Genomic DNA, 21,777 nt, shown 5'->3' with positions numbered 1-21,777 from the left:
ATTCGTCCGCGTGGGGAAGGTCAGCGACGTGCCTCCGGATCGGGCCGAGGTCTTCGACGTGGAGGAGCGGCGGATCGCGATCTATCGTCTGGACGACGGGTTCTACGCGATCGATGACATCTGCACCCACGACGGCGGACCCCTCGCCGAGGGAGAGGTGGAGGGGGATCAGGTGATCTGCCCGAGACACGGCGCGCGATTCAGCATCAAGAGCGGAGCCGCGCTCACGTTCCCGGCGATCACGCCCGTCCAGACCTATCCCGTGCGCGTCGACGGGGAAGATCTTCTCGTCGGCATCGCGGACTGAGGCCGGGGCCGCGCGCCCCGAGCAACCACGAGGAACCATCATGGCGACCGAAGCCGAAATCCGAACCGCGCTGGAAGAGGTGGTCGATCCCGAAATCCACCTCAGCATCATAGAGTTGGGACTGGTCCGCGAAATCGACCAGAGCGTCGAGCCCTTCATGGTGCGGATGCTACTCACGACCCCTTTCTGCCCGTACGCGCCGCAGATCATGGCGCAGGTGAAGGAAGTCGTGACCCGCGTCACGGGGAAGCCGACCGATGTGGAGATTTTGGCCGAGCAGTGGACCCCGGAAATGATGCCGGATCCGGGCCTGCTCGGACGCTGGTAGGAGGAAATCATGGCCAAGCTGACCGAAGCCGAAATCAAAGCGGCCCTCCAAGAGTTGCCCGGTTGGGTGAACCAGGACGGCAAATTGACCAAGACCTTCAGCCACGCCTCCTTTCCCGAAGCGATCGTGTTCGTCAACGCGGTGGCCCACCTGGCGGAGCTGGCGAACCATCATCCCGATATCGACGTACGCTATTCCAACATCACGCTTTCGCTCGTGACGCATGACCAGGGAGGGATCACGCAGAAGGATGCCGCGCTCGCGAAGCAGGTCGAAGCGATCCGCAAGAAAGCCGGCGTCCTGGCGTAGCTGAATCGTGCCCGACTCGCTCGATCCGCTCCTTCGGCCGCGCTCGGTAGCGGTGATCGGCGCATCGCGGAGCCGCGAATCCCTCGGCGGTGCGATCCTCCACAACCTGCTCGAGGCGGGCTTCCAGGGACCGGTCTACCCGGTCAATCCGAACACGGGCCACGTCCAGTCGGTCCCCGCCTACCCCGACGTCGAGTCGATCCCCGGCGACGTCGATCTCGCGGTCATCGTGATCCCCGCGGCGCACGTGCTCGAGGCCGTCGAGGCATGCGGCCGGAAGGGCGTCCAGGCCCTCATCGTCATCTCGGCGGGCTTCAGGGAGATCGGTCCCGAGGGAGCCGAGCGGGAGCGGGAGCTTTTGGAAGCGGCGCGCCGTCACGGCATGCGCCTCGTCGGGCCGAACTGCCTTGGGCTCCTCAACACCGATCCCAACGTCTCCCTGAACGCGACCTTCGCGCCGGTGGACGCGCTTCCCGGCCGGGTCGCGTTCTCCTCGCAGAGCGGGGCGCTGGGCCTCGCGATTCTCGATTACGCGCGAAGGCTCGCCCTCGGCATCTCCCAGTTCGTAAGCGTGGGGAACAAGGCCGACGTGTCGGGGAACGACCTGATCGAGTTTTGGGAGCGAGACAAGGGGATCGATCTCATTCTTCTCTACCTCGAATCGTTCGGCAACCCGGGGAAGTTCACGCAGATCGCCCGCCGCGTCGCGCGGAAAAAGCCGATCGTGGCGGTGAAGGGCGGCCGCTCGAAGAGCGGCGCGCGGGCCGCGTCGTCGCACACCGGCGCGCTGGCCGGCTCGGACGTCGCGGTGGACGCCCTCTTCCATCAGAGCGGCGTCATCCGGACCGATACGATCGAGGAGCTCTTCGACACGGCGCTCCTCCTCGCCTATCAGCCCGTCCCTTCCGGAGACCGGGTGGCGATTCTCACGAACGCTGGGGGACCGGGAATCATGGCGGCCGATGCCTGCGAATCGGCGGGTCTGACGCTCCCGTCGCTACAGCCCAAGACGATGAAGGCGCTGCGGGGATTTCTCGCGCCCGAGGCGAGCGTCAAGAATCCGGTCGACATGATCGCTTCGGCCACCGCGCCGTCGTACGAGCAGGCTCTCCGTCTCCTGATCGCCGATCAGAACGTCGACGCCGTGATCGTCATCTTCGTCCCGCCGCTCGCGACCGGCGCGCCCGAAGTGGCGCGCGCGATCCTCACGGGCGCGGCGGGATCGAAGAAGCCGATCCTCTCCTGCTTCATGGGGTCGCACGGTCTTCCCGAGAGCCTCCAATCGCTCAACGAGGGGCACATCCCTTCCTACGCCTTCCCGGAGGCGGCGGCGCGCACGCTCGCCCGCGTCGTGAAGTACGGAGCGTGGCGGAGCGCACCGGTCGGGAAAGTGCCCGAGCTCGCGGGAATCGATCCCGACCGCGCTCGAGCTGCCATCGAGGCGGCGCTCGCAGGAGACTCCAAGACGTCCACGCAGTGGCTTGATTCCGACTCCATCGCGAAGATCCTCGCCGCGTACGGAATCCGCACGCCCGCGGCGCGCACCGCCACCAATCGGGGCGAGGCGGCGGTCGTCGCGAAGAGCCTTGGGTTCCCGGTCGTGATGAAGATCCGGTCCGCCGACGTCATCCACAAGACGGACGTCGGCGGCGTCAAGCTGGGGCTTCGGACCGAGGAGGAAGCTGCGCGCGCCTTCGACGAGATCCGGACGTCGCTCGCCAGAACGAAGCCGAGCGCCCGCTTCGAGGGCGTGACGCTCGAGCGGATGGTGACCGGAGGAATCGAGACGATCGTGGGCATGACCCGGGATCCCCTCTTCGGACCGGTGCTCCTCTTCGGGCTCGGCGGCGTCGCGGTCGAGCTGCTCCGGGACGTGTCGGTTCGGGTGGCGCCCCTCACCGACCGCGATGCGGACGAGATGATTCGCAGTATCCGGAGCTACCCGCTCCTCGAGGGCTACCGCGGATCTCCGCCCTCGAACACGGCGTCGCTCATCGATCTCCTCCACCGGGTCTCGCACATGGCGACCGACCATCCTCGGATTCTCGAGATGGATCTGAATCCGGTCCTCGTGTTCCCCGGCACCGCCTCCTGCATCGCCCTCGACGTTCGGATCAAGATCGGGCGGGTCGACTCGGCTCCGGAGCCCGAAGCCGAGCTCGCCGGCGCGGCCGCGGGCGCGGCCGAAGCTGAGTCGCCCGCCCCGTCCTCGCCCCGCCGGCGTTGAGCCTCCGCTCGTTTTTCCTCCGACTCCGGGTCGAGGAGGCGATCACCCTCGTCTTCTTCGTGCCGATGGCCTACACGCTCGCGCGCATGAGCACCGTCCCGACAATCGCGGACGGTCCCGCGGCGGGCTACCCCGGATCCCTGGCGCGCCTCGTCGCCCTCGTCGCGGCGACGGCGTTCTTCCTCTGGCTCGTGCGGTTTCGCCCCCAGTGGGGGCTCCTTCGCGACGCGATGCCGTTCGTCTTCTGCGCGAACGTCTACGTGAACCTCGACGATCTGATCCGTTTTTACGGGGCGAAGGACATCACCGCCGACCTCTATCGCTGGGACCTCAAGCTCTTCGGCGTCGAGCCGGCCATCTGGGCCGAGCGGTTCATTCACCCGTTCCTGACCGATTACTTCACGTTCTGCTACTGGAGCTTCTACATTTGCGGTCCGCTTCTGGGCCTCCTTCTCTATATTCGGAAAGACTGGAAGGCGTTTCGCTACACGATGGTGAGCCTGGTCCTCTGTCTCTACTTGGGCTACATCGGGTACGTCGCGTGGCCCGCGTCGGCCCCGCGGCTCGCGATCCCGGAGGCGTTCACCGTGGCGCTCCGCGGCGGATCGGCCTTTCTCGACTCCACCCGCGCGGCGACCGCCGCGATCCCTCTCACCGCGCGCGGCGCGTTCCCGTCGCTCCACTGCGCGGTCGCGCTCCTGGCGCTGCTCCTCGCGTGGAAGCATCTCCGTTGGAATTTCTGGCTTCAGCTCCCCTTCGGAGTCGGGTTGATCGTCGGGACCGTTTACCTACGTCATCACTGGGTGGTCGACATCCTGGCGGGCTTCGTGCTGACATTCGTGGCGTTCTGGGTGGGACCGTTGATCGAGGAAGCGTGGGCTCGATTGTCCGAGCGCTCGGCGCGTGCTCTGGGGCCGTCTACTTCTCCTTCGGCGGCCTCTTCTTATAGTCGCCCTGAACCAGCGCGGGAGGCTGCGGACCGGGCCAGTGGCGCCGGTAGTTGAGCGGCACGGTTTTTACCGAGCGGGGAACGGAGGACGATTGCAGGTGCAAGAACGGCCCTTGCCAGTTCCGCGCGCGGAACCAGAGGCTGTCCTCCAAAAAATACCAGTAGAGCCCGTAGCGGTAGAGGTCGCACTCCCGATCGCGGACGTAATACACCTTCGTGTCGGGCACCAGCGACACGGCTGGCTCTTCTTGAAAATCCAGAGCGGCGCCGGGATAAGGTTCCCCGACCCGTATCGTCATGCCCGCCCGCTTCGAGCCTCCTGATTGCGGCGCGGCCGCGCAGACGGCGGCCGCTGCGAGCAGCGCGATCCCCAAAGCTACCCTTCTCATTCCGGCTCCCTCCCGAACGAAGGCCCCCGAATGCGCCGGGGCCGTGTCTTCGTAAGCCCAAGAACTGCAACGGGAGTGCCAGCGGGAGAGCGGATTTTGAGCGGCTAATCTATTGCAAATCAATCAGTTATAGGTCAGTCGTGGTCGGCTGGCCCGTGCGGAGTGGGCGCATTGCAATGTCGTTGCGTCATCCGCGGGCGGCGACCTCCTGCGCGTAGACCGCCGCACTCGGGCGCTTCACGCGGGGCCCTTCCGGGTGCTCGAAGTCCGTCTCGTAGAGGCCGAATCGGCCGAGATGGCCGTCCGCCCACTCGAAGTTATCCATGAGCGACCAGTGGAAATATCCGCGGATATCGAGCCCGGCGGCCCGGGCGCGGTTGAGCGCCTCCAGCGAAGCGCGGATGAAGTCCGGCCGCCATCGGTCCACGGCGTCGGCGATGCCGTTCTCGGTCACGAGCATCGGGAGCCCGAACGCGGCGCATTCGTGGAGCGCGCGCTCCAGCCCCTCGGGATAGATCTCCCAGCCGAGATCGTTCATGGGCGCGCCGCGCCGTACCGAGCGGGGCTCCTTTCCCAGGAGCGAGACCATCCACTGCGTGTAGTAGTTCACGCCCAGAAAATCGGATGAGCCCTGGAGCGCCCCCACCTGGCGGCGCACCGCCCGCGCGCCCGGGATGGAAAACTCGATCGGGCCTCCCGCGAGCGCGCGGGCGACCGCGACGTTGAAGACCCGGTGCTGCGCCGAGGCGACGAACCGGTCGAGCGGCGACCACCGGGAGCGCGGCTCCAGCAGGGCCCAGTGCTTCGCGGCGCCCGTGAGTGCGGCCACGCCATCGCCGTCGGCGTCGACCCGGTCGGTTTCCTTGAGCGCATGGGCGGCGAGGCCGTGCGCCTCGAGCAGGTTCGCGATGACGACGAGCGCGCGCGAACGGTCCTTGACGCCGGGCGGAAAACTGCCGGAGTCATAGGCGTAGAACCCGAGCACTTCGGGCTCGTTCACCGTGATCCAGCGGTCGACGAGATCTCCGTACCGCTCGCCCATGAGGCGCGCGTAGCGCACGAAATGGGGAAGGTTCTTCGCGTCTTCCCAGCCGCCGAGCGCGGCGAACCAGGCCGGGTTGGTGAAGTGGTGGAGCGTGACCAGCGGCGTGATCCCGCGAACCCTGCATCCTTCGAGCACGGCGCGGTAGTGTCCGAGCGCGGCCTCATCGTACCGCCCCACCTCGGGCTCGACGCGGCTCCATTCGATCGAGAAGCGATAGGCGTTCAAGCCGAGCCCGCGGACGAGGTCGAGATCCTCCTCCCATCGCTCCCAGCTCAGACAGGCCGCTCCCGAGCGGGTTCCGTCCGCGATCTTTCGGGGAATCGCTTCCCAGGCCCACCAATCGTTCCGGTCGTTCCCGCCTTCGGTCTGGTGCGCCGACGTGGCGGCGCCCCAAAGAAACCGATTCGGACGGCGCGCCGCGGGGCCCGGCTCTTGTCCGCTCGAAGTCGCGGGGGTAACGTCTGCGGCCATGTTCTCCTTTGAAGAGACTGCAGGGACCGCCTGGGATCCGATTCATCCCCGGCTTCACATCGGCACGTCGAGCTTCAGCGACGAAAGCTGGGTCGGTACGTTTTACCCCGCCGGCGCGAAGTCCGCGAATTTCCTGAGCCTCTACGCGCGCCGGTTCGACACGGTCGAGATCGACGCCACCTTTTACCGCATTCCCACCGCCGCGCAAGCTCGAAGTTGGGCGGCGAAGGTGCCGGCCGGATTCAAGGTCGCGGCGAAGGTGCCCCAACTGATCACCCACGAGAAGGTCCTGGTCGACACCGGGGACGACTTGAAGGAGTTTCTGGGCTCGATGGAGGAGCTGGGGGACAAGCTGGGACCGCTCCTAATCCAGTTCCCGTATTTCCGCCCCGACGTGTTCGCCTCGGCATCCGCGTTCCTAACCAGGCTGGAGCCGTTTTTGGAGACGCTTCCTTCGGAACGCGCCTTCGCGCTCGAGGTGAGAAACAAGGCGTGGGTCGGAGATGCCCTCCTGTCCGCCCTTCGCCGGCACCGCGTGGCCTTCGCGCTGATCGATCTTCCGTGGATGCCGATGGTAGACGCGCTGGTTCGAAAGCACGACGTCGTGACGGCCGATTTCGTCTACGCGCGCTGGCTGGGGGATCGGAAGGGGATCGAGATGAAAACCGACCGCTGGGACAGGGTGATCGTCGACCGCACGCCCGAAATGGAGCGTTGGGTTCCGGCCCTCGCCTCCATCCTCGAGCGGAACGTCGACGTCTACGGCTACTTCAACAATCACTACGCCGGCCACGCACCCGGCTCCATCGAGCTTTTGCGCGAGGTCTGGCGCCGGAAGCTCCAATCCTGATAGGATCCGCCGCTATGCCGGTACAGGGTCCTATCCGCGTCCTCCTCGTCGGCACCGGCTTCGGAAGTAAGGTCCACGCGCCCGGATTCGCATCCGACCCTGCATTTCGGCTCGTGGGTGTCGCGAGCGGACACCTGGAAAACGCCAAAAAGGTCGCCGACGCCCACGCGATCCCCCACGCGACCGACGATTGGAAGAAGCTCCTCGACGACGTCGAGGCCGACCTCGTCTCGATCTCCACTCCCGTCGACCTCCACTATCCGATGGCGCGCGCGGCGCTGGAGCGGGACAGGCACGTCCTCCTCGAGAAACCGTTCGCGCTCAACGCCGCGCAGGCGAAGGAGCTCGCGGCCCTGGCGAAGTCGCGTGGCGTGGTCGCCGTCGTGAACCACGAGTTCCGCCACCAGCCCGGGCGCGCCACGCTGACGCGCTGGATCGAGGAGGGACGGCTGGGTCGGATCGAGCATCTCGTGATGCGCACGCGGCTGCCGGGGTGGGGCCGCGATCCCAACCGCCGTCTGACCTGGCTCACGGAGAAGGAGCGGGGCGGTGGGTTCCTCGGCGCCCTTGGCTCCCACGACGTGGACCAGCTGCTCCTCTGGGGTGGGCCGATTCGGCGGGTCTTTTGCCGGCTCCGCCTCTTGGCCCCCACCGCGCCGGGCGTGACCGCCGCCCACCGGGCGATCTCCGCCGAGGACTGCTACACGATCTTCATCGAGTTCGCGAATGGCGCCACGGGTCTGGTGGACACCTTCGGAGGATCGCGCGTTCGCCAGGAACGTTACGAGGCGTTCGGGTCCGACGACGCGTTCGTCGTCCTGAACGGCGATCGGATCGGGCGCCCGAATGAAAAGGGGGGCTTCGACGACCTACCCATTCCCGAGGATCTCCAGCTAAAGCCGACGCCCGAGATCCCGCTCCTGGCGCCGTTCCGCGTCAAGGTCGCGATGCTGCGCGAGGCGATCCTGAACGGCGCCGCCGCGACCCCGAGCTTCGCCGAGGCTCTCGAGGTTCAGAAGGTGTTGGACGCGGCGCGGAAGAGCGATCAGACGGGGACGTGGGTCGATCTGGAAGAATGACCCCGGCTCGGGCGGTAGCGACCGACGGACACCGGCTCTCCCGCTCGGGGCCGCCCGGATCCCGGCCTAACAGCCGAGCATCCAGAGCGGCGCGAGCAGGAGCAGCACGAAAATGATGAACAGTACGACCGGGTCGTGAGGGTCCATCGCCCCGATCTTACAACATGCCGACGGCGCGGCACCCAGCCGCCCCGGACTCCGTCTACCGCAGCCTCATCACCCGCGCGGTCCGTTCCACGTCCCCAGCCGTGAACTTGAAGAAGTAGATCCCGGAGCGCGCCTCGCGGCCCTCGGAGTCGCGGCCGTCCCACCGCGCGCGGTGGAGGCCCGCGGGCACCGACGCGTCGACGAGCGTCCGGATCAGGCGCCCGGAAACGCTGTAGACCCGGAGCGTCACGCGCCTTTGGGTCGGGACCGTGTACGCGATCTCCGTTCCCACCGCGAACGGGTTGGGCGCCGGCACGCTCAGAGATGGCACCGCCGCCGGGCTCTGTGGAACCTCCGCCGTGGGCGCGATCGATTTCGTAGCGATCGCCCGAGCGGAGAAGCTCGCGCTCCTCGGGCCGACAAGCTCCAGCCCGCCGGTGCCGGTCGAGCCCGACGCCGCCTCCAGAATCACGTCGATCCGGAAGGGCGGGACCGCCGCGAGGGAGGAGCGGGGCACCGGGCCGGAACCTGGACCGGTCCGGAAGTACATCGTCTGGTAGAGCATGGCGCGCGCGTTGCCGCCGCCGGGATCCACGCTCGTCTCGAGGTGATACGCGCCCGTCGGATCGAAGAGGCTCAAGTCCCGGATCCGCGCCCTCGAGGTGCTTCCGTCGATTCCGAACTGGATCCCCGCGAAGTCGGTCCCGGGGGTTATCTCGATCGTCGCCCGGCCCTCGGTCGGGCTGATCCATTGCACCGGCCCTGTAAATCCGATCTGCGTCGTGCCCGACGTGTCGGCCGGTGCGCCCCCGCCCGATCCGAATCCGCCGCCATCCAAGACCTTCCGCACGCAGCAGATCACGTCACGGATGTTGACCAAGCCGTCGCTGTTGCAGTCGGCCTTCGCTCTCACGCTGTCGGGGCAGGCGTCGCTTGCGCCTCCGGGTCCGGCCAGCGCGCAGCGCACGAGCTGAATGATGTCGACGATGTCCGACGCGCCGTCGCCGTTCAGGTCACAGCCGTCGGTCATGGCAACGCAGATGGAGCCCACGATCTCGGCGACCGTCGGGCAGAGAGGAATCTCCCCACCGGCCGGGTCCGCGATGACCGTGTTGGCGTAGCGAAGCGTGTAGCGCCCCTCGGAAACCTCCGGCGCCACCGCATAGCAGACGTGGAGGATCGTTCCGCGCCCCAGGGATCGATGAGTTCGTCGAGGAGAAGAGAAGGATCTTCGCGCGCGAGCCGTCGGCGGACCATGCCACCTGGAAACCGGCGGCGTGGGGCGCGACGAGAACCGATACCGGGTGGAACAGCTCCCCCGGCATCTCCGCGCTGTTGTTGGGGCCGGTCACGGTGATCTCGGTCTGGAGGCCTCCGACCGGGACGTCGTTCATGAGGACCACGTCGAAGCAGGCGTTAAATCCGGGTTTCGCCGTCGCGTCGCAGCGGGCCAGCCGGGTCGAATCGCCCGGTCCGAAGGAGAGCAGGGCGCAGCCCTTTGGCGGGCACGGCGAGACGAAGCTCACGTCGAACGCGGCATCCAGCTTGCTCGAGTCGATCGCTGCCGCGGTCGAGTCGGGCGAGTATGGGACCAGATATTCAACGCCCCGGACGAGGTAACGGCCGGCCGGGAGCGAGCCCATTCGGAAGCCCCGCTCGTAGGGCGGAAGCACCGCGCACGGCCTCTCGAGGAGTGGGTTTGGCTCCTGAACGGTCATCCGGACGAGGAACTCGAACGTCGGTAGCGGCCCCATCGTCGGGAGCATCCTCGGTCCCTCGAGCACCGCGCCGATCAGCTCGTAGCAGGTGCTCGGCATCGTGCCCGCCACGATGAGACCGACCGAATCGCACGTCGTGGGGGCCCCGGGCCGCGTCGTGATCGAGCCCAGCGTCGCGGACCCCACGCTGGGTTGGACGACGCCGGCGAGCACCAGGAATGCGGCCGCTATGAATCGAAGGAGGCCGAAGCGTGAACGCAGCATCGTAGCTCGAGGGGTCATATGCTGCTCCTCCCTCAGAGGACCCGGCTGTAGCGCGGTAAGGGGGGCGGCGGGGGTTCGCCGCCCCCAGACTAACTAAAGCCTAGCTCCCCTCGGCGTGCATGTCGTCGTCAATTTCGCCGTCGTGGTCCCGGTCCATCCCGACCTTGATCGAGTGGCGGATCGCGGACCGGATCGCCTGGTCGTTCTCGGGGAGACGGGGATCAAGGAACGCTCCGTCCCTCCCGCGAAGCCAGCGGGCGAGGTCGAAGACGATGAACGCGGTGGCTGGCGTGCCGGTATGCACCGTGAACTTGCCGCGGATCTGGAACTCGTTGTCGATTCGCGCCTGGTACGTAAACGGACCGCCACCGTCTCCCTTGACCGTTCCGGCCAGGTACACCGTGCTCCCGACCAGGAAGTCGAACTTGGAGGCGTTCCAGTCGCCGGCGAGAAGCGGCCGCAGGTGGCCCTGGACGCGCCGGTAGTCGCCCGGAGGAACCATCTCGGTGTCGAGGCTCTCCGCGCTCTGCGCGAGGAGATCGATCACGAACGGGCCGCGGAAGAGCACCGCGCCGTCGCCCTCTTCCCCATCATCATCACCGTCGTGCACCCCTGTGGAGTCGCTCGGATCGTCCGCGTCGCCGAGGTCGCCGGACTCGTCCGTGGAGTCGGCTTCCGCGCCTTCGGTGAGCTTGAACCGCACGTCGCGCACCACGAGGAGCGCCTTCGTGAAGTCCACCGTGTCGTCCACGGCCGCCGCGAGGGCCGCGGAGGGTGAGCCGGCTCGGTTCGCCCCGCCCACCCCAATCGCCTGGATGGTCAGGGGGACCGGCTTCGCAGGGCCGGTCACCTTGTTCGTGCTGCATCCGGCGGCTGCGGCCAGGAGAATCGCGCCCGCGAGGAAAGTTCTGGGCGAACTGAAAGAGGCGACTGCTAAATCGATGCGGAACATGGCCTTTGTCCTCCTTCTCGATGTCGTTCTCGGCCACGTCTGGTTGCGGCAGGTCTGCGGGGGATTCAGCTCTTGCCGGGCTCGGACGTGCTAACTCAAGAGTGTTATGGCACACTCTTGCCGACCGTCCCCCGTGGACGGAATTCTGCCGGAAAAACTCCAACTAGGGCAATTCATAAGATATCTAACTCAGATATCCGATTTTTTATCCCGCCCCCTGGGCGTTCGCTGACCCACGAGGCACCAGGAGAATCCATGACGCTCAGACACTTCCTTCTGGCCACGCTGGCGACGGCAGGTCTCCTTGTAGGGCCCGCGCCCGATCCTGTCTGCGCCGCGGTGGGGCGCCTGCCCACCGACATCATCCCCACGTTCGAGGCGATCCGGCTAAACCTCGATGCGGACAAGATGGACTACTCGGGCTCGGTCCGCGTGGAGCTCAAGATTCTGAACCCGACAAAGTCGATCTTGTTTCACGCCCAGGAGATGAAGCTTGGCAGGGTCGTCCTCGTTGGAAAGGGCGGTTCCCGCGAGCTCACGCCCCAGGAGGGCGTGGAGGGCCTCGTGACCGCCACGGCGGCGGCGGAGATCGCGCCCGGCCCCTACGCGCTCGACGTCTCGTTCTCGAACGAGTTCGACCAGCGCGCGACCAGCCTCTACCGGCTTGTAACGGGGGGGCACGCCTACACCTTCACGCAGTTCGAGGCGGTGGACGCGCGTTTGGCCTTCCCCTGCTGGGACGAGCCGGCGTTCAAGTTTCCGTACCAGATCACCGTGGTCGTTCCGCAAGCCCACGAGGCCGTCTCCAATACCCCGGTCGAGCGCCAGACCGTGAAGGACGGCATGAAGACCGTCGTCTTCCGCCGCACCAAGCCGCTCCCCTCCTACCTCCTCGCGATCGCCACCGGACCGCTGGAATTCGTGCCGATCCCCGGCATGTCGATCCCGGGCCGCGTCGTCGTGCCGCAGGGAAGCAAGGCACTCGCCCAGGTCGCCGTCACGATGACGCCGCCGATCATGGCGGCGCTCGAGAAGTACTTCGGGAGACGCTATCCCTACGAGAAGCTCGACTTGATCGCCGTGCCCGAGTTCTCGCCCGGCGCGATGGAGAACCCAGGCGCGATCACGTACGGCGACCGGTACCTCCTCTTCGACCCCAAGACGATGAGCACGTCGCAGCGGCGGACCTTCGCCCATTTCACCGCCCACGAGATCGCCCATATGTGGTTCGGGGATCTCGTGACGATGAAGTGGTGGGACGATCTCTGGCTCAACGAATCGTTCGCAGATTGGATCGGATTCAAGATAGCCGGGGAGGTGTACCCCAACCTCCAACTGCAGGCGGACGCGCTCGATGGGGTGCAGCGGGCGATGAAAATGGACGCGCAGCTCTCCACGCGCGTCATCCGCCAGCCGATTGAAAGTATGTCGAACCTGCTCGAATCCGCGGACCCGCTCGCCTACAGCAAAGGGCACGCGACCCTCGCGATGTTCGAGCAGTGGATCGGGCCGGAGACGTTCCGCCAAGGTGTGCTTGCCTATCTCAAGCAGCACGAGTGGGGGAACGCCACGGCCGACGATCTCTGGAGCGCGCTCTCCAAGGCGGCGGGCCGCGACCTTCGCGCTCCGATGTCCACGTTCCTGGATCAGCCCGGCGTTCCGCTCGTGCACGCCGACGTCCTGAAGGACGGCCGCGTGTGGCTCACGCAGAAGCGGTACCTCCATTACGGCGTAACGCCGCCCATGCGGCTTCTCTGGCAGGTCCCGGTAACGCTCAAGTACTCCGACGGGACGAAGGTGATGAGCCATCAGCTGCTCTTGAGCGAGTCGACGGCCACGGTGACGCTCCCGGGGCTGGCGGGCAAGCCGCCCGCATGGGTTCACCCGAACGGCGCGAGCGGCTACTACCGCTGGAGCGTGGACCCCGCGACGCTCACCAAGCTCGCCGAGGCAGCGCCCAAGGTGCTCTCCGCAGACCAGCGGATCGGCTTTCTCCAGAATCTCGACGCGCTCCTCGCGGCGGGCGACATCCACGGCGACCAGTATCTGAAGCTCATCGCCGGCTTCGCGGACGAGCCGCGTCCGGAAGTGGCGGGCGTGCTACTGGAATCCCTGCAGAGCGCCAAGGAGTTCTTCGTCACCGAGGATCTCGAGACGCCGTTCGCGGTCTACGTCCGACGCCTCCTGGGCCCTTCCAAGAAGCGCTTTGGCCTCGACCGGGCGCCCGGCGAGGAGGATGGGGTCTCGATTTTCCGGCCCCAGCTCCTGGGCTGGCTTGCGGACGAGGGGCGGGACCAGGAGGCGCTCACCCACGCGGAGCAGCTCGCCAAGTCGTTCCTCGCCGACCGCGGGTCGATCGATCCCTCGCTTGTGAGCCAGGTGCTCGTTCTGTCCGCGGTCCGAGGCGACGCGGCGCTCTTCGAGGAATACAAGAAGCGCTTCGAGGCGGCCACGGCGCCGACCGATCGCATGCCGCTCCTTTCGGCTCTGGGAAACTTCCGCGAGACAAAGCTCCGCGAGGCGGCGCTCGCCTACGTGCTCGACGGACCGCTGCGGCCCCAGGAGCTCTTCACGATTCCGCAGACGATGGCCGGGACGCTCGAATTCCGGAAGCAGGTCTACGCGTGGGTGACGAAGAATTACGACGCCTACGCGAAGAAGATGCCACCGGCCTATGCGGTCTACATCCCGTATTCCGGCGTGGGCTGTGACGAGGAGCAGCTCCAGAAGACCAACGCGTTCTTCTCGATGCCGGAGCACAGCCCGCCGGGCGCCGAGGCGGAGCTTGCCCGCGTGCTCGAAGCCGGAAACGACTGCATCGGCCTGCGGGAGCGCGAAGGGGAGCTGGTCCGGCGCTATCTGAACCAGCTGGCCGGCTCAGGCGAGGGAAGCGGCGCGCTTCGATAGGAAGCACGCGACGCAGCCACGGCTGCGGTGCGCCCGGTCCGACGCAGGGTCGCGAAAAAGGGGTCAGGGAACACTCCCTGACCCCTTGGCTTTCATTGGTTGCGGGGAGAGGATTTGAACCTCTGACCTTCGGGTTATGAGCCCGACGAGCTACCAGGCTGCTCCACCCCGCACCGTGATATTCTGCGAAGACTCCCGATCTGTAAAGGGCTTTCTGGTAGCGGCCTGCGGTCCGGCCGCGCCCGAAAATGCAGGCCGCCAAGATCCCTCGCCGCGCATCATAAGAGGATGAGCCGAATGGAGCTAACAGGACGCCTCGCGCGCGGGGGAGCCACGTCGTGATGCGGGAGCGGATTTCACGCTATCGCCTCCTCGAGGAGGTCGGCCGGGGCGGCATCGGCGTCGTCTACCGCGCGCGCGACGAGCATCTGGGTCGCGACGTGGCGGTCAAGATTCTCCGCTCGAGCGCCCGGATGGACGAATCGGCCCGAAAGCGGTTCCGCCGGGAGGCGCGCGCCCTTTCCCTGCTGAGCCACCCCTCGATCAGCACTGTGTTCGACTTCGATTCCGACGACGGAATCGACTTCATGGCAATGGAATTCGTCGAAGGTGAGAAGCTCCAAGACCGCCTCCGGGCGGGCCCCATCCCGGAGATTGAGGTCGCGGAGATCGGCGCGCAGATCGCCGCCGCGCTGGCCGCCGCGCACGAGCAGGGGATCATCCACCGCGACCTGAAGCCGGGAAACGTCATCGTCACGCCGAAAGGGCAGGTCAAGCTTCTCGACTTCGGGCTCGCGCTCCTCTGCACGGGCGGCGACTCATCGCCCGAGACGCGGAGCCTGACCGATCTCGGACAGGTCGTCGGCACGCTCGCCTACATGTCCCCGGAGCAGCTCCTCGGAAAGGAGAGCGACGAGCGGAGCGATCTCTACTCGCTCGGCGTTCTGCTCTACGAAATGGCGACCGGAAAGCTCCCGTTCGGCGCCACGCTCAATACGGCGCTCGTGAACGAGATCCTTCACCTGCCGGCGCCGCGCTCCGGCACGCTCGGCGTCCGGGTCTCCCCGACGTTCGATGCCCTTCTGGTCTCCCTGCTCGAGAAGGACCCCACGCGGCGTCCCGGATCGGCCGCCCGGGTGGAGGCCGCGCTGCGGGCGATCCAGACGGGGGCGAAGGGCCAAGGGGCCCCTCCCTCCCGCTCGGTTGAGGTCGAGACCGCGGTGTTCGCGCCTCGCGGTGTCGAGTCGATCGCCGTGCTGCCGCTCGAGAACCTGTCTCGCGATCCCGACCAGGAGTTCTTCGCCGACGGGATGACCGAGGCGCTCATCACCACCCTGGCGCAGATCCAAGCGCTGCGCGTCGTGTCGCGGACCTCGGCGATGCAGTACAAGGGCGCGCGGAAGCCGCTCCCCCAGATCGCGCGCGAGCTCCGCGTGGACGCCGTCGTGGAGGGGACCGTCGCCCGGTTCGGAAACCGCGTGCGGATCACGGCGCAGCTGATCGAGGCGTCGAGCGATCGCCACCTCTGGGCGCGGAGCTACGAGCGCGACATGAGCGACGTTATGGCGCTGCAGGGGGAGGTCGCGCGGGCGATCGCGGACGAGATCAAGGTCCAGGTGAGCCAGGAGGAGCGCGCCCGCATGGCGCCGCTCCGCCGCGTCGACCCCGAGGCCTACGAGGCCTACCTGCGCGGCCGCCACCACTGGAATCGGCGTACGGACGCCGAGATTCGAAAGGGGATCGAATACTTCCAGCAGGCGATCGCCAAGGACCCGCTGTACGCCCAGGCGTACGCCGGCCTCTCGCGCGCGTACGACACGCTCGGCACCTACAACTTCCTTCCTCCCTCGGAGGCCTTCGCGAAAGCCGCCGCGGCGGCGAACCGGGCTCTCGAGCTGGACGCGTCGCTGCCGGAGGCGCACACGGCGCTGGGCGGCGTCCGATTCACGCACGATTGGGACTGGAAGGGGGCGGAGTCGGAGTACCGCCAAGCGCTCGCTCTCGATCCGAATTATCCGGACACGTACCACTGGTATAGCGACCTTCTCTCCGCGATGGGCCGGCCGGAGGAGGCGCTGGCGGCCATCCAGCGCGCCCATGCGCTCGAGCCCCTGTCGCTGACGATCAACATGAGCATCGGCACCTGCCTCTTCTACGCCCGCCGTTACGACGACACGATCGCGCAGCAGCGGGGGACCCTCGAGTTCGATCCGAACTTCCCGCCCGCGCTTCGGAATCTGGGCGGCGCATACGAGGAGAAGGGGATGTACGCGGAGGCGATCGAGGCGTACCAGAAGGCGATGGTGCACTCGCCGCAGGACGTGTCGGCGAAGGGTCTGCTTGCCCACGCCTTCGCGGTCTCCGGGAACCGGGACGAGGCGCGGCGTCTGCTCCGGGAGCTCACCGACCAGCAGGGCCAGCGCTTCGTATCGTCGTACTCGCTCGCGGCCGTCCACGTCGGGCTCGGAGAGCACGAGCGGGCGTTTGAGCTTCTCGAGGACGCGTTCCGCGAGCGGGACCGGGGGATGGCGTGGATCAAGGTGGCTCCCCGCCTCGATCCGCTACGGACCGATCCGCGGTTTACCGATCTTCTGCGCCGGATGAAGCTGGTCGACTAGCGGGGGCGCGGACCGGCGACTGTTTTCTAGCGGGTGGAGTCGGGGGCGGATTGGTAGCGGTAGAGGATCTCGTCCTTCTTGACGAGATGGAAGCGCTCGCGGGCGACGCGCTCCTCGAGGAGCGGATCGCGCGCCTGCTCCTTCCGCCGGCGCTCGAGGTCGTTCACTCGGACCGCCAGCTCGATCTTCTGTCCGCGCAGGGTCTCGTTCTCGCGCTTGAGCGCGGAGATGCGCAGGATGCCGGTGTCGCTCAGGGCGAATGTGTAGACGAGGTACGCAGCGACGGCTCCGGCACCGAGCAGAATCAGGCGGAGCCTGCGTCCGTCGCCCTTCTCGGTGGGACGGCGGCGGAGAAACCGCTGCGCGGGCGGCTTCTTGGGGCTCTCATAAGGCGAGCGCATCATTGCTCGATTGCCTCCCTCGATTTGCGGAACGCGGCGGCTCCAGGGTAGACGGCCTGGTCGGCCAGCAGCTCCTCGATCCGGATCAGCTGATTGTACTTCGCGGTTCGGTCGCTACGCGACAGCGAGCCGGCCTTGATCTGGCCCGCGTTGACCGCGACGGCGAGGTCCGCGATCGTGGTGTCCTCGGTCTCCCCGGAGCGGTGCGAGATGACCGTCGTGTAGGCCGCGCGCTTCGCCATCTCGATCGCGTCGAGCGTCTCGGTCACGGTCCCGATCTGGTTCAGCTTGATCAGGATCGAGTTCGCGATGCCGTCCTCGATCCCGCGGCGAAGGATCTCGGGGTTCGTGACGAAGACGTCGTCCCCGACGAGCTGAACGGTGCCCCCGAGCGAGGCGGTCATCCGTTTCCACCCTTCCCAGTCCGCCTCCGCGAGCCCGTCCTCGATCGAGACGATCGGGTAGCGGCCGGCCAGATCTTTCAGATACGCGATCATCCCGGCGGAGTCGATGGCTTTCTTGCCCTCGAGCTTGTATCCGCCGTTCTCGTAGAGCTCGGAGGCCGCGACGTCCAGCGCGAGCGCGACATCCTCGCCCGGGCGATAACCCGCCTTCTCGATCGCGCGGAGGAGAAAGTCGAGCGCCTCGGCGTTGCTCTTCAAATTCGGCGCGAATCCCCCCTCATCGCCGACAGCCGTGACGAGCCCTTTTTCGTGGAGGAGCTTCTTCAGGGTATGAAACACCTCGGAGCCCGCTCGAAGCGCCTCGGCGAACGAGGTCATCCCGACCGGCACGATCATGAATTCCTGGATGTCCAGGTTGTTGTCCGCGTGGGCGCCGCCGTTCACCACGTTCATGAGCGGAACCGGGAGCGTCTTCGCGTTCGCGCCGCCCAGGTAGCGGAAGAGGGGAAGCGCGTGCTCGTCCGCCGCGGCCTTGGCGCACGCCATCGAGACGCCCAGGATCGCGTTCGCGCCGAGGTTCTTCTTGCTCGGGGTGCCGTCGAGGTCGATCAGGATGCGGTCGATCGCGGCCTGATCGCCGGCGTCCTCGCCCACCAGGTGGCCGGAGATCGTCTCGTTGACGTTGGCGATCGCCCGCGCGACGCCCTTCCCAAGGTAGCGCTTCGGGTCGCCGTCCCTGAGCTCGAGGGCTTCCCGGGACCCGGTCGATGCCCCGGAGGGCACGGCCGCCCGGCCGATCGAGCCCCCGGACAGGGCCACCTCGACCTCCAGAGTCGGCTGGCCCCGCGAGTCCAGGATCTCCCGCGCGAAAACGGATTCGATATCGGTCATAGGCGCAACGCACGCTATGGCTTGCGCGATAGGCGAGTCAAGGGAAAAGCCTTGACTGGGGCCGGATCGCGCCCCTACGGTGCCGGCCCAAGCCGCCCGTGGAAGCCAACCTACCCGAACGGGCTTGGGACCCCGGGGATCGACGAAACTTGGCCGCCTGCTTGGACGTAGAGAGCATGAAGGTCCCGTGAAGAGTCCGCTGTAGGATGCAGCCCGATGAGCGGGACCTGGTTCGGCGGTGCCTGGACCGCGACGAACGCGCCTACCGGGAATTGATCCGCGGCTACCAAGGCGCGGTCGTGAACCTGGCGTGGCGGATCACCGGGAACGCGGACGACGCGGCGGAAGTGGCCCAAGAGACATTTATCCGGGTCCTTCGGTCGCTCTCGGCGTACGATCCCGAACGGCCGTTTCGAACGTGGCTGTTCAAGATCGCGTCGAACCTGGCGCTCGACGTGATCCGCCGGCGCAAGCGGCGGCCGATGGCGCTCGAGGACCTGGCGACCGAGGAAGGGCCGCCGATCGATCCGGCCGATCCAGGACCGGGCCCCGAGGAGGGGCTAAGGCTCGATCGCTCGGACGCCCGCTTCGACTCGCTGGTGCGGGAGCTGCCGGAGCATTACCAGGCGATTCTCTTCCTCCGGTACAAGGAGGAGCTCGCGTACGAGGAGATCGCCGAGACGATGGGGGTGCCTCTGGGAACCGTGAAAGTGCGGCTCCACAGGGCGCACGAGATCTTGAGACGGAAGCTGATCGCGAGAGGGACGGAAACGTGAAGACGAACCTGACGTGCGGGACCTGCGAGCTGGAGCTCTGCGCCTATCTGGACGGCGCGCTCCATCCGGCGATCGCGCGCGCGCTCGAGTCCCACGTCGAATCGTGTGCCCGGTGCGGCGCGCGTCTCGAGGCCTATCGCGAAATCTCGTCTCGTCTCGCCGAGCTGCCCGAAATCGCGGCGCCCGCGTGGATCGAGAAGCGCGTTCTCGACTCGATCACTGGAAGGGCGCGGGCGCGCCGATTCTGGTCGCGCGGATTCGCCGCGGCGGCAGCCCTCTCGTTCGCCGCCACGGTCGGCCTCATCGCCCATCTGCCCGCGCTCGCGCGCCAGTGGGGGCTTCCCGATCCGGCGACCTGGCCGGTTGTGGGGCTTCGGACCGCTCTGGATGGAGTCATTTCGGTGGCGAAGCGCCTTGCGGGCGACGCGGCGTTCTACGAGCCGCTCGCGCGGAAGCTGTGGGTCGCGGTCTCCGCGCTGGAGACGCTTCCCCGGGTGGCGCTGCTCGCGCTTCGCACGCCGGAAGCGCAATTCATGGTCGCTGTCACGATTTCGCTGGGGGTCGCGCTCTTCCTGGCCCTCCGCCCGTCCCGCACCCGTGAAGGAGGTATCGGCCATGCATGCCTCTCGCTCTAGGACACGGGCGCTGACCGTGGCGGTACGGATCTGGATTCCATTGACGTTCGTCGCCTTCTGGTTCGCCCTGGCTCTTTATTGGAGTCCGGCATCGGGAGCCACGCCCACCGCGAAGACCGCGGCGTCGGATTCCACGGCGACCGACGGCGGATTCAGGGTGCGGGTTCGGGAAGAGGGAGGCACCTCCAAGGTCGAGGCCGCGCGATACGCGCTCGAGCGGGCCAAGGAAGAGGCGCGACGCGCCCGCGCGGAAGCGCGCGCCTCGCGGGTCCCGGTACCTCCCGAGCCGCCCGATCAACCGGATAAACCGGACGTTCCGGAGCACATCAAGTTCGACAACAGCGACAACGACGTCGTCCGATTCGGGGAGGACATCACGATCCCCGAGGACAAGGTGATCGACGGCAACGTCGTGGCGATCGGCGGATCGGTGACGGTCCTTGGCCGCGTGAAAGGGGACGTCACCGCGATCGGCGGCACCGTTCACATCAAGGGCAAGGGCATCGTGGAAGGGGACGCCGTCTCGATGGGGGGCGGCGTCACGACGAGCGACTCGGGCACCGTGGCCGGCAGCAACGTCTCCCTCGGGGGCTTCCACATGGGCTCCTGCCCCTGGCCGATGCTCGGACTATTCGGAGCGGTCGGGACCGGCATCTTGGGAATCGTGACGAGCATCGTCAAGCTCCTGCTCACGGGATTCTTCGCGTGGCTCGCGCTCCTCTTCATAGGCAACCGCATGACCCATGCGGTCGACGTGATGAGCCAGCGGTTCGGGAAGTCGTTCCTATGGGGACTCCTCGGCTGGGCGGCGATGGTCGTCGCGATTCCCGCCGGGATCGTCCTTCTGGTCCTCGTCGGCGTCATCGCGATCGCCATCCTCGCGATCACGATCATCGGCATTCCCCTGGCGATCCTGCTCGCGGTCGCGCTGGTGATCGGGATCGTCGGCATCTGCGTGGGCGCGCTGGTCGCGGTGTTCGTGGGATTCCTGAACGGCGCGATGTACCTGGGTCGTCGCATCCTGGCCAAGAACGCGGCGCGCGCGGGCAAGCCGATCGTGGCGGTCCTGGTCGGCCTCGTGCTCCTCTTCGTGCTCCGCCTGGCCGGCGAGCTGTTGCAGCTGATCGGGCTCCTGTTCTTCCACCCGTTCTCGATCGCGTTGGGCATCGCGGCCGGGGCGCTCGCCGCGATCGTGACGACCTCGGGATTCGGAGCGATGCTCCTGACCCGCTTCGGCATCGGACCGCGCGGGGCGGGTGCCGTGGGCTCGCAGTGGTGGCCTTCGTCGAGTGGTCCCGCCGCTCCCGCCGCTCCCGCGGCTCCGACGGCCGCGCCGCCGGCCGGGGGCAGCTCGGACGCGCCGTAACGGCGCGCAGCCGCAGCGGCGATCCCGTGTCGCCGGCTACCCGTCTGGCCGGCTACCGTGACGCGCCGCTTGCCCCCTCCAGACGAGCCGGAGCGAACCGCTCGCTCTTCCTGATGGCGGTTCTATCCCCGAGGCCCGAGAGGTTGACCGCGAGGCCGAGCAGGTAGCGCGGGATGCCTCCCTGGGCCCGATCGGGGCCAGGCGATTCGCCGGCCAGCCAGCTTTCGATCTCACCCAGGTCCTCGACCGCAACGGGACGGATCGTCACCCGAACCGAAACGTAGTACGACCCCGTCGAGTCGAGCATCGCCCCCGCGGCGATCGGAATTCGCCGCGCGGAAAAGAGCAAATTCCGGAGCGAATCGAGGCCGTGCGCCGTGCGATTCTGCGGCGGGCTCTGCCCCGAGCGGATCCGGAACGACTTGGCCCAATCGTCGTAGACGATCTTGTGTTCGCTCCTCAAGGCGAGCACGAGCTTGTCGAACCAGAACGAGCGCCGCTTCCAAAGCCCGACCTCGAAGGACACCGTGGCCGGCATCCCCTGGAGAAGCGTTTCCTCCAGTCGCGGCGTGAACGGACTGCCGACCTCGTAGCTCACGCAGATCGCGCCCGAGATCGACTCGATGGGCCCGACCCGGAGATCCATGTCGTCGTCGGCGAAGACCGCATCGGGTGCGATGGCCGCGAGGATCGCCGCCGCAGCAAGGAGAACCGCCGAGCGGTACCGGGATCTCATCGTCGCTC

At 67.2% G+C, this 21,777-nt stretch carries 19 protein-coding genes and 1 tRNA gene; 12 read left to right on the top strand and 8 right to left on the bottom strand.

Going from position 1 to position 21,777, the window contains the following annotated elements:
* Nucleotides 1–10 precede the first annotated feature (10 nt).
* The 5 genes from E6K79_00285 to E6K79_00265 are packed head-to-tail and all read left to right on the top strand — an operon-like array spanning nt 11 to nt 4,175.
* Entirely contained in the window at nt 11–307 is a 297-nt protein-coding gene (locus tag E6K79_00285) for a non-heme iron oxygenase ferredoxin subunit (protein ID TMQ67397.1), read from the top strand.
* A 40-nt stretch (nt 308–347) separates the two neighbouring features.
* Entirely contained in the window at nt 348–635 is a 288-nt protein-coding gene (locus E6K79_00280; GenBank protein TMQ67385.1) for a DUF59 domain-containing protein, read from the top strand.
* Between the two features lie 9 nt (nt 636–644).
* On the top strand, nt 645–944 hold the full coding sequence (locus E6K79_00275; GenBank protein TMQ67384.1) for a 4a-hydroxytetrahydrobiopterin dehydratase: 300 nt from the start codon (nt 645–647) through the stop codon (nt 942–944).
* Between the two features lie 7 nt (nt 945–951).
* Nucleotides 952–3,171, top strand: coding sequence for an acetate--CoA ligase family protein (locus E6K79_00270; GenBank protein ID TMQ67383.1), 2,220 nt, complete (start codon nt 952–954; stop codon nt 3,169–3,171).
* Nucleotides 3,168–4,175, top strand: a complete 1,008-nt coding sequence (locus E6K79_00265) for a phosphatase PAP2 family protein (protein ID TMQ67382.1) — start codon at nt 3,168–3,170, stop codon at nt 4,173–4,175. The genes E6K79_00270 and E6K79_00265 overlap by 4 nt, the downstream gene beginning before the upstream one ends.
* On the opposite strand, the gene E6K79_00260 is transcribed toward E6K79_00265, so the two are convergent.
* Together E6K79_00260 and E6K79_00255 are read right to left on the bottom strand one after the other, a co-directional pair.
* A complete protein-coding gene (locus E6K79_00260; GenBank protein TMQ67381.1) occupies nt 4,090–4,509 on the bottom strand; it encodes a hypothetical protein in 420 nt (139 codons plus the stop codon). The genes E6K79_00265 and E6K79_00260 overlap by 86 nt on opposite strands.
* A 187-nt stretch (nt 4,510–4,696) precedes the next feature.
* The gene (locus E6K79_00255) at nt 4,697–6,025 is read right to left on the bottom strand and encodes a glycoside hydrolase family 1 protein (GenBank protein TMQ67380.1); all 1,329 of its coding nucleotides are present in this window, start codon (nt 6,023–6,025) and stop codon (nt 4,697–4,699) included.
* On the opposite strand from E6K79_00255, the gene E6K79_00250 reads away from it, so the two are divergent.
* The gene (locus E6K79_00250) at nt 6,024–6,875 is read left to right on the top strand and encodes a DUF72 domain-containing protein (GenBank protein TMQ67379.1); all 852 of its coding nucleotides are present in this window, start codon (nt 6,024–6,026) and stop codon (nt 6,873–6,875) included. The genes E6K79_00255 and E6K79_00250 overlap by 2 nt on opposite strands.
* Before the next feature lie 14 nt (nt 6,876–6,889).
* On the top strand, nt 6,890–7,954 hold the full coding sequence (locus tag E6K79_00245) for a Gfo/Idh/MocA family oxidoreductase (protein TMQ67378.1): 1,065 nt from the start codon (nt 6,890–6,892) through the stop codon (nt 7,952–7,954).
* A gap of 202 nt (nt 7,955–8,156) precedes the next feature.
* Here E6K79_00245 and E6K79_00240 read toward each other — a convergent pair whose 3' ends face one another.
* Entirely contained in the window at nt 8,157–9,260 is a 1,104-nt protein-coding gene (locus E6K79_00240) for a T9SS type A sorting domain-containing protein (protein TMQ67377.1), read from the bottom strand.
* Nucleotides 9,261–10,183: 923 nt separating this feature from the next.
* Nucleotides 10,184–11,035, bottom strand: coding sequence for a hypothetical protein (locus E6K79_00235; protein ID TMQ67376.1), 852 nt, complete (start codon nt 11,033–11,035; stop codon nt 10,184–10,186).
* Nucleotides 11,036–11,290: 255 nt separating this feature from the next.
* Here E6K79_00235 and E6K79_00230 point away from each other — a divergent pair, with 255 nt between their 5' ends.
* Complete coding sequence (locus E6K79_00230) at nt 11,291–13,942, top strand: hypothetical protein (protein TMQ67375.1); 2,652 nt, start codon at nt 11,291–11,293, stop codon at nt 13,940–13,942.
* 96 nt (nt 13,943–14,038) lie between these two features.
* Here E6K79_00230 and E6K79_00225 read toward each other — a convergent pair.
* Nucleotides 14,039–14,115: transfer RNA gene (locus E6K79_00225), tRNA-Met, on the bottom strand.
* 165 nt (nt 14,116–14,280) lie between these two features.
* Between E6K79_00225 and E6K79_00220 the strand changes: the two genes are divergently transcribed.
* The gene (locus E6K79_00220) at nt 14,281–16,560 is read left to right on the top strand and encodes a tetratricopeptide repeat protein (GenBank protein TMQ67374.1); all 2,280 of its coding nucleotides are present in this window, start codon (nt 14,281–14,283) and stop codon (nt 16,558–16,560) included.
* Nucleotides 16,561–16,586: 26 nt separating this feature from the next.
* Here E6K79_00220 and E6K79_00215 read toward each other — a convergent pair whose 3' ends face one another.
* Nucleotides 16,587–16,964, bottom strand: a complete 378-nt coding sequence (locus tag E6K79_00215; protein TMQ67373.1) for a hypothetical protein — start codon at nt 16,962–16,964, stop codon at nt 16,587–16,589.
* Nucleotides 16,961–18,256, bottom strand: a complete 1,296-nt coding sequence (locus tag E6K79_00210) for a phosphopyruvate hydratase (GenBank protein ID TMQ67372.1) — start codon at nt 18,254–18,256, stop codon at nt 16,961–16,963. Before E6K79_00210 ends, E6K79_00215 begins: the two co-directional genes overlap by 4 nt.
* Before the next feature lie 206 nt (nt 18,257–18,462).
* Between E6K79_00210 and E6K79_00205 the strand changes: the two genes are divergently transcribed.
* Genes E6K79_00205 through E6K79_00195 form a run of 3 tightly spaced genes read left to right on the top strand, consistent with a single transcriptional unit; the run spans nt 18,463 to nt 21,033 of the window.
* A complete protein-coding gene (locus tag E6K79_00205; GenBank protein ID TMQ67371.1) occupies nt 18,463–19,032 on the top strand; it encodes a sigma-70 family RNA polymerase sigma factor in 570 nt (189 codons plus the stop codon).
* Nucleotides 19,029–19,667, top strand: coding sequence for a hypothetical protein (locus tag E6K79_00200; protein ID TMQ67370.1), 639 nt, complete (start codon nt 19,029–19,031; stop codon nt 19,665–19,667). The genes E6K79_00205 and E6K79_00200 overlap by 4 nt, the downstream gene beginning before the upstream one ends.
* Nucleotides 19,668–19,683: 16 nt before the next feature.
* Nucleotides 19,684–21,033 (top strand): polymer-forming cytoskeletal protein, encoded by a 1,350-nt coding sequence (locus E6K79_00195; protein ID TMQ67369.1) that lies wholly within the window; start codon nt 19,684–19,686, stop codon nt 21,031–21,033.
* Nucleotides 21,034–21,085: 52 nt separating this feature from the next.
* Here the strand turns inward: E6K79_00195 and E6K79_00190 are convergent, their stop codons facing one another.
* Entirely contained in the window at nt 21,086–21,769 is a 684-nt protein-coding gene (locus tag E6K79_00190) for a DUF4390 domain-containing protein (GenBank protein TMQ67368.1), read from the bottom strand.
* Nucleotides 21,770–21,777 lie beyond the last annotated feature (8 nt).

This window comes from Candidatus Eisenbacteria bacterium, assembly GCA_005893305.1.
Taxonomy (GTDB): Bacteria; Eisenbacteria; RBG-16-71-46; order SZUA-252; family SZUA-252; genus WS-9.
Note: the sequence above shows the minus strand (reverse complement) of the source record. Positions and strands in the feature narration are given on the sequence as shown.

Bases quoted from the DNA above. Each gene is read 5' to 3' on its own strand.
- E6K79_00250 (TMQ67379.1), top strand. From the start codon at position 6,024: ATGTTCTCCTTTGAAGAGACTGCAGGGACCGCCTGGGATCCGATTCAT.
- E6K79_00215 (TMQ67373.1), bottom strand. From the start codon at position 16,964: ATGATGCGCTCGCCTTATGAGAGCCCCAAGAAGCCGCCCGCGCAGCGG.
- E6K79_00190 (TMQ67368.1), bottom strand. From the start codon at position 21,769: ATGAGATCCCGGTACCGCTCGGCGGTTCTCCTTGCTGCGGCGGCGATC.
- E6K79_00230 (TMQ67375.1), top strand. From the start codon at position 11,291: ATGACGCTCAGACACTTCCTTCTGGCCACGCTGGCGACGGCAGGTCTC.
- E6K79_00245 (TMQ67378.1), top strand. From the start codon at position 6,890: ATGCCGGTACAGGGTCCTATCCGCGTCCTCCTCGTCGGCACCGGCTTC.
- E6K79_00210 (TMQ67372.1), bottom strand. From the start codon at position 18,256: ATGACCGATATCGAATCCGTTTTCGCGCGGGAGATCCTGGACTCGCGG.
- E6K79_00255 (TMQ67380.1), bottom strand. From the start codon at position 6,025: ATGGCCGCAGACGTTACCCCCGCGACTTCGAGCGGACAAGAGCCGGGC.
- E6K79_00235 (TMQ67376.1), bottom strand. From the start codon at position 11,035: ATGTTCCGCATCGATTTAGCAGTCGCCTCTTTCAGTTCGCCCAGAACT.
- E6K79_00280 (TMQ67385.1), top strand. From the start codon at position 348: ATGGCGACCGAAGCCGAAATCCGAACCGCGCTGGAAGAGGTGGTCGAT.
- E6K79_00275 (TMQ67384.1), top strand. From the start codon at position 645: ATGGCCAAGCTGACCGAAGCCGAAATCAAAGCGGCCCTCCAAGAGTTG.
- E6K79_00205 (TMQ67371.1), top strand. From the start codon at position 18,463: ATGCAGCCCGATGAGCGGGACCTGGTTCGGCGGTGCCTGGACCGCGAC.
- E6K79_00260 (TMQ67381.1), bottom strand. From the start codon at position 4,509: ATGAGAAGGGTAGCTTTGGGGATCGCGCTGCTCGCAGCGGCCGCCGTC.